General features: G+C 67.3%; 10 protein-coding genes. 6 read left to right on the plus strand and 4 right to left on the minus strand.

Features of this window, described 5'->3' with window-relative positions; translation table 11 throughout:
* Nucleotides 1–179 precede the first annotated feature (179 nt).
* Nucleotides 180–386: a DUF7455 domain-containing protein gene (locus IEW85_RS09725; RefSeq protein ID WP_188685148.1), complete on the plus strand. Its 207-nt coding sequence runs from the start codon at nt 180–182 to the stop codon at nt 384–386.
* A 106-nt stretch (nt 387–492) separates the two neighbouring features.
* On the opposite strand, the gene IEW85_RS09730 is transcribed toward IEW85_RS09725, so the two are convergent.
* The 3 genes from IEW85_RS09730 to IEW85_RS09740 form a co-directional block, all read right to left on the minus strand.
* Complete coding sequence (locus tag IEW85_RS09730) at nt 493–1,890, minus strand: RNA polymerase sigma factor (protein ID WP_373286558.1); 1,398 nt, start codon at nt 1,888–1,890, stop codon at nt 493–495.
* 93 nt (nt 1,891–1,983) lie between these two features.
* Entirely contained in the window at nt 1,984–3,366 is a 1,383-nt protein-coding gene (locus tag IEW85_RS09735; RefSeq protein WP_188685152.1) for a DUF4192 family protein, read from the minus strand.
* A gap of 102 nt (nt 3,367–3,468) precedes the next feature.
* Nucleotides 3,469–4,485, minus strand: a complete 1,017-nt coding sequence (locus IEW85_RS09740) for a PAC2 family protein (RefSeq protein ID WP_188685155.1) — start codon at nt 4,483–4,485, stop codon at nt 3,469–3,471.
* A gap of 163 nt (nt 4,486–4,648) precedes the next feature.
* On the opposite strand from IEW85_RS09740, the gene IEW85_RS09745 reads away from it, so the two are divergent.
* The 3 genes from IEW85_RS09745 (at nt 4,649) to sucB (ending at nt 9,543) form a co-directional block, all read left to right on the plus strand.
* A complete protein-coding gene (locus IEW85_RS09745; protein ID WP_229658937.1) occupies nt 4,649–6,238 on the plus strand; it encodes a leucyl aminopeptidase in 1,590 nt (529 codons plus the stop codon).
* 75 nt (nt 6,239–6,313) lie between these two features.
* Entirely contained in the window at nt 6,314–7,687 is a 1,374-nt protein-coding gene (lpdA, locus tag IEW85_RS09750) for a dihydrolipoyl dehydrogenase (RefSeq protein WP_188685159.1), read from the plus strand.
* A 35-nt stretch (nt 7,688–7,722) separates the two neighbouring features.
* Nucleotides 7,723–9,543 carry a 2-oxoglutarate dehydrogenase, E2 component, dihydrolipoamide succinyltransferase gene (gene sucB / locus IEW85_RS09755; RefSeq protein ID WP_188685161.1) on the plus strand — a complete coding sequence of 607 codons (1,821 nt, stop codon included), beginning with the start codon at nt 7,723–7,725 and terminating at the stop codon, nt 9,541–9,543.
* A 69-nt stretch (nt 9,544–9,612) separates the two neighbouring features.
* Here the strand turns inward: sucB and IEW85_RS09760 are convergent, their stop codons facing one another.
* The gene (locus IEW85_RS09760) at nt 9,613–11,178 is read right to left on the minus strand and encodes a serine/threonine-protein kinase (RefSeq protein ID WP_188685164.1); all 1,566 of its coding nucleotides are present in this window, start codon (nt 11,176–11,178) and stop codon (nt 9,613–9,615) included.
* Between the two features lie 145 nt (nt 11,179–11,323).
* Between IEW85_RS09760 and lipB the strand changes: the two genes are divergently transcribed.
* Nucleotides 11,324–12,055: a lipoyl(octanoyl) transferase LipB gene (gene lipB / locus IEW85_RS09765; RefSeq protein ID WP_188685165.1), complete on the plus strand. Its 732-nt coding sequence runs from the start codon at nt 11,324–11,326 to the stop codon at nt 12,053–12,055.
* Between the two features lie 83 nt (nt 12,056–12,138).
* On the plus strand, nt 12,139–13,119 hold the full coding sequence (gene lipA / locus IEW85_RS09770) for a lipoyl synthase (protein WP_188685269.1): 981 nt from the start codon (nt 12,139–12,141) through the stop codon (nt 13,117–13,119).
* Nucleotides 13,120–13,138: the final 19 nt, after the last annotated feature.

Consider the following 13,138-nt stretch of genomic DNA (forward strand, 5'->3'; position numbering starts at 1 on the left):
GACCGATCGGGGCCCGAAGGGGCGCAGAAGCGCCGCACATCACTCCACCGAAGGAAGATCAGGGGCCACTCGGTACGCGGTCAGCGAAAGCGCCCCGCCTGAGGGGGTCTGTGCCGAATGAACGGCAGGTGTCCGTGGTTGTATGGATATCACCACGTATTTGTGAGGAGGCGAAGAGCATGACCGGAACCACGGGAACTCTCGAAGCACAGACCACCTTGACCGCTCTGGACCGCTGCGACCGCTGCGGTGCTCAGGCCTACATCCGCGCAGTGCTGTCCTCCGGCGGCTCGCTGCTCTTCTGCAACCACCATGCACGCCAGGTGGAAGAGAACCTCCGCCCCCAGACTGCCGAATGGATCGACGAGTCCTCCAGGATCTCCTGACCCTCAACGAGGACGTCGACCAGGAAAGAGGCCCCCGGATCACTCCGGGGGCCTCTTTCGTGTCTCACCCAGCCTGGGTGGGCCGGGCCAGATCCTCGGGTCAGACTCAGTCGAGGTAGTCGCGCAGGACCTGGCTGCGGCTGGGGTGCCGCAGCTTGGACATGGTCTTGGACTCTATCTGCCTTATACGCTCCCGGGTGACCCCGTAGACCTTGCCGATCTCGTCCAGGGTCTTGGGCTGACCGTCGGTCAGACCAAAGCGCATGGCGACGACGCCGGCTTCACGCTCCGCCAGAGTGTCCAGCACCGAGTGCAGCTGCTCCTGCAGGAGGGTGAAGCTGACGGCGTCGGAGGGTACGACAGCCTCGGAGTCCTCGATGAGGTCGCCGAACTCGGAGTCGCCGTCCTCACCCAGCGGGGTGTGCAGCGAGATGGGCTCGCGGCCGTACTTCTGGACCTCGACGACCTTCTCCGGGGTCATGTCCAGCTCCTGCGCCAGCTCCTCCGGGGCGGGCTCGCGGCCCAGGTCCTGGAGCATCTGGCGCTGGACGCGAGCCAGCTTATTGATGACCTCCACCATGTGCACCGGGATGCGGATGGTGCGGGCCTGGTCCGCCATGGCGCGGGTGATGGCCTGACGGATCCACCAGGTGGCGTAGGTGGAGAACTTGAAGCCCTTGGTGTAGTCGAACTTCTCCACGGCACGGATCAGACCGAGGTTGCCCTCCTGGATGAGGTCCAGAAAGAGCATGCCGCGACCGGTGTAGCGCTTGGCCAGGGAGACCACCAGGCGGAGGTTGGCCTCCAGCAGGTGGTTCTTGGCGCGGCGCCCGTCAGCGATGACCAGCTCGAGGTCGCGGCGCAGGCGCTTGTCCTTGATCTCGTTGTCGGCGAGCTTGTGCTCGGCGAAGAGTCCGGCCTCGATGCGCAGCGCCAGGTCGACCTCCTGCTCTGCGTTCAGCAGGGAGACCTTGCCGATCTGCTTCAGGTAGTCCTTGACCGGGTCCGCAGTGGCGCCGGCGGAGACGACCTGGACGGCCGGGGCGTCATCGTCGTCGGCATTGGAGAGCACGAACCCGCGGCCCTTGGTCTCCTCCTGCTCGACCTCTTCACCCTTGACGGCCTTCTTGGCGTTCTCGACGATGGCCGCGGCGTTCTCCTCGTCGCCGGCGGCGGCCGCGATCTTCTTGGCGACCTCTTCTTCGTCACCGTCCTCCAGCGCCTTGGCGACGGCGGCCTCCAGTGCGGCGGTAGGCGCTGCGCTCTCCTGCTCCTCCTCGGCGAGCACCTCGTCCACTGGATCGGCGGCCTTCTTGCGGCCTCCGGTCTTCTTGGCAGCAGGCTTCTGGGCCGAGGAGGTGCTCTTCTGAGCGGTGCTCTCCTCAGCTTCAGCCTCAGCAGCGGCTGCTTTGTCTTCTTTCGTCTTGGACGCAGTTGTTGGCACGGTGACCTTCCGACTCGGATGTGCGAAGGCGATGGGCTGACCGGTGGTCAACACACCTATGACCCTGTCAAGTCCTTCGCCCTGGTCACAGCTTCTCCCCGGGCTCTCGGAGGAGCCGCCCGGTGGGCTGGACCAGACAATGGATGCAGGGTCTCAGCATGCCATAACAGGGTTGCTGCTCTGTTCATTCCCACTCCGGCGAAGAAATTTTCGCTCAGTCTTTCCCTTCTCGCAGTTGCTCCAGCTCCAGCTGTGCCTCTTGACCTGTGCCCAGGGGCATATCCCACCGACCTCCATATAGCGTCCCAGCAGCTGAGCCAGCCGATTCTGCGGGTACTGCTCCCGGCACCGATCGCTGTAGGCCCCGGCGATGCTCCCCCGGCCGCGCGCCCATTCCACCCAGACCATGAGGCTGAGGATATTGGACCGCGCCTGCTCCTCGGCGAAGGCATGGACCACGCGCAGCACCGTCTCCAGCGCATCGATACGCTCCCACTCGGGACTGCACCCGGTGTCCCCCAGAAAGGCGGCCTGGAAGTCCTCCACTGCGGCCTCCAGGTCCCCGGGGACCTGTCGTCCCTCACGTCCGAGCAGCTCGGCGATCTTCTCCCGCGGCAGCCCCGAGCGTGGGCCCGCCGAAAGCACCAGGTATCCGCACAGGGCGGTGTCGAAGCCCAGGGCCGCCATCGGGATGATGGCATCGCGCAGTCCGCTGTCGGCCACGGCGGTGAGCATGGCGGCCAGCTGATCCGGGCATTCCAACAGCCACAGTGCGGAGCCGCTGACCTCGGTGCGGGACAGCGCAGCGTCCCAGGCGGCCGCACAGACATAGGGAGGACGGCCGTCCTGTGCCGCCATGGAGTCGAAACGATCGCGATGACTGGCCACATCCTCGCGCAGCTGGCCGATCTCGTCGGCGCTGTAGGCCAGCTCGCCTGCAGGTGCCCGAGCACCGAAGGGCTCCGCCTCGAACCAGCGCACCACGGCCTCCGGCCCCTGGATGCCCGCCACCGGTCCGCCGCGAGGCCTGCCGGGCTCCTGTGCGGCGAAGATCGGATGGCTGCTCAGCACTGTATCCATCTCTCGGTCCACTTCCAGGCCCGGGTAGCCGCAGCAGCTGGCATCCCGACAGTCATAGTCGCGGATATGACCTCCGCCGATGTACCAGGTGTGCACGATGGGCGCTCCCCCGGCTGCGGCGAAGGCACGGGCCAGCGCGGTGACCATCCCTTCATAGGGGCGCCGATCCGGTGATGCCTCCTCCGGGGCGAAGAGCAGCACCAGCGCAGCCTCCGGGGCAGGATCCGCGCGCTCCCCCAGGAGAGAGTCGGCGATGGTCTCGGCGAAGTCGCCCATATGCTCCGCGGGAGCCTGCGCCGCACCGGAGGGAAGGTCCACCCGCAGATGTCCGCCGGTGATCCCATGGTCCAGTCCGATCACCACCAGAGAGTCCTTCGGAAGGAAGCCGAAGGTGCGGCTCACCAGAGCCAGAGTGTCGCCGGGCCGGTTCAGGGAGAGCGGTGTCTGTATATCCATGCCGTCAGTCTCTGCTGACTGCGGGAGGCCTCCGCTCAGACCAGGTTGAACTGTGGAGAGCCGCGCGCGGCGCAACGGCGGCGCCCGTGGCTGTGGAGGAATTCAGCCCTGGTTCTGGTTGCGGAGGTACGCCTCGGCGGCCGCTCCGAGCTCCTCGGCGTCGGGGACGGCGTCGTCGCTCTTGACCAGCAGGGAACGCTGCTCTGTGGTGGCGTGATCATCGAAGTTCTTCTCCAGGCGAGCCACCAGCTGCTGGATCTCCGGGTTCTTCTCCACCTGGCGGCTCACATCCTGATCCACCAGACGAGCAGACTCGCGCAGCTCATCGGTGGGCAGCATCAGCTCCAGCGCCGCTCCGGAATACTCCAGAGCGGCCACCGCCACCTGCGGGTACTTGCCGTTGGCCAGGTAATGGGGCACATGGAGGGTGTAGCCGACCACATCATGGCCGGACTCATCGATCCGCATCTCCAGGACCTGCCCGAATCCGGCCTCCAGCTCAGCGGTGGGGCCCCAGGTGGAGATGCCCTCGATCAGGTCCTCTCTGTTGCCGTGGGCGGTCAGCCCCAGCGACCGGGTGTGCGGCACCGGGAGTCCGAGGGAGTCCACGACGACCACCAGCTGGACCCCCAGCCGCTCGATCAGCTCCAGCACGGCCTCGGAGACCCGCTCCCACTGGAAGTCGGGCTCATCGCCGGTGAGCAGCAGGAAGGGCTGGCCCTGGGAATCGCGCACCTCATAGAGGTCCAGATGCGGCCCCCGGTAGTCGGTGAAGCGGTTCTGCGTGAAGGCGACCTGGGGACGCCGGGAGCGGTAGTCGAAGAGAGAGTCGACGTCGAAGCTGGCCAGCTGCCGGTGCGGCAGCGTGCTCAGCAGAGAGTCAGCGAGCTGCTTGCTCAGCGTACCGGCGTCGGTGTGGCCCGCCCAGGAGATGAGCATGTTCAGATCCCGGCGCTGCTCCGGGGCGCCGGAGGCATCACGCAGCACCAGACCCCCGCCTTCGGCCCGGACTGCCCCGTCAGGCATCGTGTAGCCGGAGAAGTCCTCGCCGTCCTCATCCTGGCCGGTGAAACCGAGCTCAGCCGGATACACATGCAGAAGGTCCAAGGGGTTTTTCACAGTGCATTCTCCTCTCCGCACAGCCCTGCCGGTGCGTCTGTCCGGGTCACAACACAGGGCCCGAGCGCGGCATTCCCCGGTGCAGATGATTCTGGATAGGATCGACACGGATAAAGAGGTTCGACCGATTCGGTCCCCGTGGTGGGGATCAGACAGGACAGACGTGATCAACGACTTCCAGCCCGCACTGACCGCCGTCTCCGGCTCCGTGGAGAAGACCGACGCCGATGCTCTGGTCCTCGGCGTGGCCAAGGGCCCCGAGGGCCCGATCCTCCTCCCGAACCCCCTGGCCGACAAGGCCGACAAGAGCGTGGCCGACTCGCTGCAGGCCCTAGGTGCCTCCGGCGCCGCCGACCAGCTGCTGCGGCTTCCCGGCGTGGACGGCTTCAAGTCCGAGACCCTGGTGCTGATCGGAGTGGGTCCGCTCACCGGCGAGCCCACCGGCGGCGTCTCCCTGGAGGCTCTGCGCCGTGCCGCCGGCTCGGCCGTGCGTCAGCTCAGCAGCGCCGACTCCGTCGCCCTGGCCCTGCCCGCCTCCAGCGCCGAGCAGGTCTCCGCCATCGCTGAGGGCGCGGCCATCGGTGCCTACTCCTTCAACCACTTCCGCAGCTCCGAGGAGGCGAAGTCCAAGACTCCGGTCAGCGAGATCCGCATCCTGACCGATCTGAAGGACCGCCACACCCGTCCTGCGCTGGACCGCGCGGCTGTGGTGGGCGCAGCAGTGCGCGCCACCCGCGATCTGGTCAACACTCCCCCGAGCCACCTCTACCCCGAGTCCTTCGCAGACATCGCGGAGGAGCTGGCAGGCCGCAGCAAGGCTCCGGCCCAGGGCGGCAGCACCACCAAAGCTCCCAAGCTCAAGGCCAAGGTCTGGGACGAGAAGGCCCTGGAGAAGGAAGGCTTCGGCGGCATCCTCGGCGTGGGCACCGGCTCCGCCCGCAAGCCCCGCCTGGTCCGCCTGGAGCACTCCCCCTCCAAGCCGGTGGCGCATATCTCCCTGGTGGGCAAAGGCATCACCTTCGACTCCGGCGGACTCTCCCTGAAGCCGGCCAACGCCATGACCACGATGAAGCTGGACATGGCCGGCGCCGCCGCCGTGACCGCCGTCGTGCGTGCCGCAGCTGATCTTGACCTGCCGGTGAAGGTGACCGGTTGGCTGTGCCTGGCCGAGAACATGCCCTCGGACAGCGCCCAGCGCCCCGAGGACGTCATCACCATCTACGGCGGCAAGACCGTGGAGGTGCTCAACACCGACGCCGAGGGCCGCCTGGTCATGGCCGACGGCCTGGTCGCCGCCTCCCAGGAGAACCCGGACGCGATCATCGACGTGGCCACCCTGACCGGCGCTCAGATGATCTCCCTGGGTGTGCGCACCAGCGGCGTGATGGGCAATGAGGAGCTGCGCACCGCGCTCTTCGAGGCCTCCGAGCAGGCCGGCGAATCGCTGTGGCCCATGCCCATCCCGGAGGAGGCCCGCTCCGGCTTCGACTCCGACGTGGCAGACCTCACCAACACCGGTGATCGCTTCGGCGGCATGCTCAACGCCGCGGCCTTCCTGCGCGAGTTCGTGGGTGAGCGTGCCGATGCCGAGAAGACCCCTCTGGACCCCGAGGCCAAGCGCATCCCTTGGGCCCACGTGGACATCGCCGGACCCGCCTTCAACGAGAAGGCTCCCTACGGCTACACCACCAAGTCCGGCACCGGCGTCATGGTCCGCACGTTGATCAGCTACCTGGAGTCCTTCGGACGCTGAGCGCCCCTGCGCCGCTGATAAGCTGAAACCCAGAGAAATCGACATCAATTCTCATGCAACCCAAGGGAGAACACCGTGGCTGATCAGCCTCAGGAATTCGACGTACTCGTCCTCGGCGGCGGCAGCGCCGGCTACGCCGCAGCACTGCGCTCCGTCCAGCACGGGCTGACCGTCGGCCTGATCGAGAAGTCCAAGCTGGGCGGCACCTGCCTGCACACCGGCTGCATCCCCACCAAGGCATACCTGCACGCCGCTGAGCTCGCCGATGAGGCGAAGGAGTCAGAGAAGTACGGCGTGAAGATGACCTTCGAGGGCATCGACATGGCCAAGGTCAAGGAGTACAAGGACGGCATCGTCGCCGGCAAGCACAAGGGCCTGTCCGGGCTGCTGAAGATGCGCAAGGTCCAGGTCATCGAGGGCGAGGGCAAGCTCGTCTCCCAGGACGAGATCGAGGTCGGCGGCACCCGCTACAAGGCCGAGAACATCGTCCTGGCCACCGGCTCCACCTCCAAGACCATGGGTCTGCCCCTCTCGGAGAAGATCATCACCTCCACCGAGGCGCTGGAGCTCGAGCACACTCCGAAGTCGGCCATCGTCCTGGGCGGCGGCGTCATCGGTTGCGAGTTCGCCTCCGCATGGACCTCCTACGGCACCGAGGTGACCATCATCGAGGGCCTGCCCACGCTGGTCCCGAACGAGGATCCCTCGATCATCAAGCAGCTGGAGCGCACCTTCAAGAAGCGTGGCATCAGGTCCAATCTGGGCACCTTCTTCAAGTCCGTGGAGGAGACCTCCGACGGTGTGAAGGTGACCCTGGAGGACGGCAAGACCTTCGAGGCCGAGATCTGCCTGATCGCCGTCGGCCGCGGCCCGGTCACCGAGGGCCTCGGCTTCGAGGAGCAGGGCATCACCCTGGACCGCGGCTTCGTCATCACCGATGAGCGTCTGCACACCGGCGTGGGCAGCATCTACGCCGTGGGCGACATCGTCCCCGGCCTGCAGCTCGCCCACCGCGGCTACCAGCAGGGCCTCTTCGTGGCCGAGGAGATCGTGGGGAACAACCCCGTGATCGTCGAGGACATCAACATCCCCAAGGTCACCTTCTGCGAGCCGGAGATCATGTCCGTGGGCTACACCCAGCCCAAGGCCGAGGAGCAGTTCGGCAAGGACCAGATCGAGCTCACCGAGTACAACCTGGCCGGCAACGGCAAGTCCTCCATCCTCGGCACCGGCGGCATCATCAAGATGGTGAGCGTCAAGGGCGGTCCGATCGTGGGCGTCCACGGCATCGGCACCCGCATCGGTGAGCAGATCGGGGAGGCCCAGCTCATCGTCAACTGGGAGGCCTACCCTGAGGATGTGGCCACCCTCGTCCATGCCCACCCCACTCAGAATGAGGCCCTCGGTGAAGCCGCCATGGCCCTCTTCGGCCACCCGCTGCACGGCTGAGTCCACCCAAACGAGACGACTAGGAGTCGGACACAATGTCTGAGACTGTAAATCTTCCAGCCCTCGGTGAATCGGTCACCGAAGGCACTGTGACCCGCTGGCTCGTCGAAGTCGGTGACGAGGTCGAGGTCGACCAGCCCATCGTCGAGGTCTCCACCGACAAGGTGGACACCGAGGTTCCCTCCCCCGCCGCCGGCACCATCGAAGAGCTGCTGGTGGGCGAGGACGAGACCGTCGAGGTCGGCGCCCCGCTGGTCAAGATCGGCGACGGCGGCTCCGGCGGCGGCTCTGAGGAGCCCGCCCAGGAGACCGAGGAGCCTGCTGAGGCCGAGGAAGAGGCACCCACCCCCGCCGCGGGCGAGGCTGGCGGCGCCGAGGCCGTGGCCGAGGAGAAGAGCCCGGCTGAGGACACTGAGTCCTCCTCCGGCTCCGCACCCTCCGGCGACGCCCAGGAGGTGACCCTGCCCGCACTGGGCGAGTCCGTGACCGAGGGCACCGTCACCCGCTGGCTCGTCGAGGTCGGCGATGCGGTGGACGTGGACCAGCCGCTGCTCGAGGTCTCCACCGATAAGGTGGACACCGAGGTCCCCTCCCCCGTGGCAGGCACCGTCCAGGAGCTCAAGGTCAGTGAGGATGAGACCGTCGAGGTCGGAGCCGTGCTGGCACTGGTCGGCTCCGGTGCTCCGTCCGGCGGTTCTGCACCGGCTCAGGACGAGCCCGCAGAGGAGGCACCGGCCGAGGAGCCCAAGGCTGAAGAGCCCAAGCCTGAGGAGCCCGCTCCCGCTCAGGAGGAGCCCGAGCAGGAGGCACCGAAGCCGGAGGAGGCTCCCGAGCAGGAGGCTCAGAAATCTGAGGAGAAGCCCGCAGAGAAGTCTGCACCGGCTTCCTCCGGCTCCGACTCCTCCGCAGCGTCTTCCTCTTCGGCAGAGGGTTACGTGACCCCGCTGGTCCGCAAACTGGCCAAGCAGGAGGGCATCGACCTCTCCTCGGTCAAGGGCACCGGCGTGGGCGGCCGCATCCGCAAACAGGACGTGCTGGACGCGGCAGAGGCCGAGAAGTCCTCTGCCCCGGCAGAGTCCGCACCCGCCGGCGGCGAATCCAAGCCGGCGCCGAAGGTCGAGGTGGACACCACCAAGCGCGGCACCACGGAGAAGGCTCCGCGGATCCGCCAGGTCATCGCCCGCCGGATGAAGGAGTCCCTGGAGGTCTCCGCGCAGCTGACTCAGGTGCAAGAGGTCGACATGACCCGCATCGTGAACCTGCGCGCCAAGGCCAAGGCCTCCTTCAAGGAGCAGAACGGAGTGAACCTCACCTACCTGCCCTTCATCGCCACCTCGGTCACCGAGGCGCTCAAGCAGCACCCCAAGCTGAACGCCGAGTACCACGAGGACTCCCAGGAGATCGTCTACCACGACGCCGAGCACCTCGCCTTCGCCGTGGACACCGAGAAGGGCCTGCTGGTCCCGGTGATCTCCGATGCGGGCGATCTCTCCATGGCCGGCATGTCCAAGAAGATCAACGACGTCGCAGGCCGCACCCGCGACAGCAAGATCGGACCGGAGGAGCTGGCCGGCGGCACGTTCACCATCACCAACATCGGTTCTGTGGGTGCGCTGTTCGACACTCCCATCATCAACCAGCCCCAGGTGGCCATCCTGGGCACCGGCACCATCGAGAAGCGTCCCAAGGTGGTCACCGACGCCGACGGCAACGACACCATCGGCATCCGTCACCTGATGTACCTCTCGCTGACCTACGATCACCGGATCGTGGACGGCGCCGACGCCGGCCGCTTCCTGCAGACGCTCAAGGCGCGTCTGGAAGAGGGTAACTTCGAGGCTCAGCTGGGACTCTGATCCTGGCTGACCACTGTATTGTGGGGACCTGCTCATCCTGAGCGGGTCCCCACAGCTGTATCCGGACCCTCACAGCTCGCGGACCTCGTAGAGAAGCCATCGGTCCCCATGCCGCTGCAGGATCAGCCGGACCTCCTGGGTGTGCAGCTGCTCCGAGTGGAAGTCCTGTGCGGAGACTCTGACATCCAGAGCAGCCGCCTCATCCGACTCCAGTCCATCATCCGGTTCTGACAGCTCCCCCTCGCCGACCGGTGCAGAGCTCACCGGGTCGGCGTCGAGGATCTCCATCTCCATCTGCTGACCGACATAGGAGATCTCCTCAGCGAGCAGGGAATCCATCAGCTCCCGGTCCGCGCTCAGCGCAGGGGAGCCTTCCACGGTGTAGACCTGCGCCAGATCTGAGCCGGGCTCCGAGAGGGCGGCCGTGCGCAGCGCGGCGATGCCCTCCAAGGCTTCCTCCGGGTCCGCTGCGGTGATCCGTTCCAGGGCCTCGAGCACCTCGGCCTCAGAGATCCCGTCCCTTGCTGACTGCACCATCTCCCCGTGGCCCTGTACTGCCGAGGATTCGAGTCCGCTCCACCAGAGCCATCCGCCGGTGCCCAGCACCAGGGCGCAGGCGGCAGCGATCAGGCCCACCCTGCTGCGCAGCATCCTGCCCAGCGGGGCGCGCGGACGGTCGCGGGGATCTGGAAGCCGGGTGGGCAGCTCGGGCAGAACCTCATCCTCCACATGTGCGCTCAGATCCAGCGGCTGTGCCGGGGCCGCACAGAAGAGGGCATGGGCGAACTCTGCCGCCGTCGGCCGACCCTCCGGGTGTTCGGACAGCCCCTCCTCCAGCAGACCGACCAGCGGCTCCGGCGCCTCGGAGCAGAGTGCGGACAGCGGCGGCCTGTCCCGCCCGGTCACCGGCGCCTCCCCGGTGAGCGCGTACCAGCACACGGCAGCCAAGGAATAGACGTCGGCCTCGGAAGCCAGGTCCGAGGCGAGTCGTCGGGAGAGGCTGCGGCCGGCGTCGTGACCTCGGATCAGGTCCTCACGCTCCGGTGCCATGAAACCCGGGGTCCCGCGCTCGCTCAGCGGTGTCCCCAGCAGCTGCGCCTCGCCCAGATCGGCCAGCGCCGGCCGGCCGTCCGGGGCCAGCAGGACGTTTCCGGCCGAGATGTCTCCATGCACCGCACCCTGACTGTGCAGATGCGCCACCGCCTCGGCGATGGGACTCATAGCCGTCACGAGCTCGCCCGGGCCGATCCGGCCCTCGGCGCGGATCAGCCCGCTCAGCGCCCCGCCTGTATAGGCATCCAGGAGCAGGCCGGGGCCGACCGAAGTGGGCACGGCACCATAGGCGCGGACGATATGCGGATGGCGCAGCGGCTCCATAGCCTGCAGCTCCGCGCGGATATCCGCCGGCTCGGCCTGGGAAGCCGCATCGCCTGCGGAGGATCGGCGCGGAACCTTCAGCGCCAGCTCCTCAGGCAGCCCGGGTCGCCGCCGCTCCGCTCGGACCAGCCAGACGGCGGCCTGTCCGCCGATGCCCAGCAGGCGCCGCACCGAGAAGCCGGGCACCGCCGGGGCCGGCTGACGCTCCGAATCGCACTGACTGTCCAGGGTGCTCTGAGACTTCAGATTGCTCTGCATGACGCCAACGATGCCCCAGTTCACCGATCCCCGCTGAGGTTATCCACAGCCCTGGCGGGCCGGGAGCGTTCTCCACAGGAACGAGCCCCTGCGCGTTGCGGGCCGGCGGTCACGTCTCTACGCTCTTAAGGTTTAGGCTAGGGGCATGGACCTCGAACTACGCAGGCTCGGCTTCGACCCCGATCTGGTCGACTACACCGAGGCGCTCGAGCTGCAGCGTCAGCTCCACACCAGTGTCCGTGAGGGCTCCTCCCCCTCCACCCTCCTGCTGTTGGAGCACGCCGACGTCTACACAGCGGGCAAGCGCACCGAAGAGGTGGACCGCCCCAAGGACGGCACTCCGGTCATCGATGTGGACCGCGGCGGCAAGATCACCTGGCACGGCCGCGGCCAGCTCGTGGGCTACCCCATCCTGGCTCTGCGCGACCGCTCCCTGATCAAGGACTATGTCTGCACCCTCGAGGGCGTCATCATGAAGGTGCTCGCCGAGGACTACGGCATCCAGGGTGAGCGGGTCGAGGGCCGTTCCGGCGTCTGGCTGACCGACGGCCCCCGGGACCGCAAGATCGCAGCCGTGGGCATCCGCGTGCACCAGTCGGTGACGCTGCACGGCTTCGCCCTGAACTGCTCCAACTCTCTGGATCCGTTCGATAACATCATCCCTTGCGGGATCAGCGACGCCGACACCACCACCATCAGCGCAGAGATCGGAAGCACCGTCCGCCCCGAAGAGGTGGTGGAGCGCATCGCCGAGGAATTGAAGTCAGCCCTGCCCCGTTACATCGGTGCGGGTCAGCGGACTGAGCAGTCCGCCGATCAGGAGTCGGTGCTCAGCGCCTGCTCCGTCGCACAGCCGAAGGAAGGTGTCCCCCAGTGACCGAACAGGCAGTCCGTCCCACCGGAGGATGCGGAACCGGCGGAGGTGCCGCCAGCAGCAATGTCGCCCCGGAGGGCCGCCGCATGCTCCGTGTGGAGGCCAAGAACGCCGCCGTGCCCGTGGAGCGCAAGCCGGACTGGATGCGCTCCAAGGTCAAGATGGGCCCGGAGTTCGTGGACATGAAGAAGCGTGTGGGCGAGAAGGGCCTGCACACCGTCTGTGAGGAGGCCGGGTGCCCCAACATCTACGAGTGCTGGGAGGACCGCGAGGCCACCTTCCTCATCGGAGGCTCCGCCTGCACCCGCCGCTGCGACTTCTGCGAGATCGACACCGGCCGCCCCGCAGCCCTGGACGAGTCCGAGCCGCTGCAGGTGGCCCAGTCCGTGGCCGAGATGGAGCTGCGCTACGCCACCGTCACCGGTGTGGCCCGCGATGACCTCGACGATGAGGGCGTCTGGCTCTACGCCGAGACCATTCGCAAGATCCACGAGCTGAACCCCGGCACCGGCGTCGAGATCCTGATCCCGGACTTCTCCGGCAAGGAGGAGAACATCGCCGGGATCTGCGAGGCCAAGCCGGAGGTCTTCGCCCACAACGTAGAGACGGTGCCGCGCATCTTCCGCCGCATCCGTCCGGCCTTCCGCTATGAGCGCTCCCTGGACGTGCTCACCCAGGGCCGCAGCCACAACATGATCACCAAGTCCAACCTGATCCTGGGCATGGGCGAGACCCGCGAAGAGGTCTCCGAGGCGCTGCAGGACCTCCACGACGCCGGTTGTGACCTGCTCACCATCACGCAGTACCTGCGGCCCACCCCACGCCACCTGCCGGTGGACCGCTGGGTCAAGCCCCAGGAGTTCCTGGACATCCAGCAGGAGGCCGAGGAGATCGGCTTCCTGGGCGTGATGTCCGGACCGCTGGTCCGGTCCTCCTACCGGGCCGGCTCCCTGTGGGCCAAGGCGATGAAGAAGAAGGGCTGGGAGATCCCCGCTGAGCTCTCCCACATCGAACCTTCCGGGCAGACCCGCCAGGAGGCCGCCACCCTGGTCGCCGCAGGGCACTGATGCGATAGACTGGGACCAT

It is taken from the genome of Nesterenkonia cremea (genome assembly GCF_014642675.1).
GTDB lineage: Bacteria > Actinomycetota > Actinomycetes > Actinomycetales > Micrococcaceae > Nesterenkonia > Nesterenkonia cremea.

Bases quoted from the DNA above. Each gene is read 5' to 3' on its own strand.
- IEW85_RS09760 (WP_188685164.1), bottom strand. From the start codon at position 11,178: ATGCAGAGCAATCTGAAGTCTCAGAGCACCCTGGACAGTCAGTGCGAT.
- IEW85_RS09725 (WP_188685148.1), top strand. From the start codon at position 180: ATGACCGGAACCACGGGAACTCTCGAAGCACAGACCACCTTGACCGCT.
- sucB (WP_188685161.1), top strand. From the start codon at position 7,723: ATGTCTGAGACTGTAAATCTTCCAGCCCTCGGTGAATCGGTCACCGAA.
- IEW85_RS09735 (WP_188685152.1), bottom strand. From the start codon at position 3,366: ATGGATATACAGACACCGCTCTCCCTGAACCGGCCCGGCGACACTCTG.
- lipA (WP_188685269.1), top strand. From the start codon at position 12,139: ATGCTCCGTGTGGAGGCCAAGAACGCCGCCGTGCCCGTGGAGCGCAAG.
- lipB (WP_188685165.1), top strand. From the start codon at position 11,324: ATGGACCTCGAACTACGCAGGCTCGGCTTCGACCCCGATCTGGTCGAC.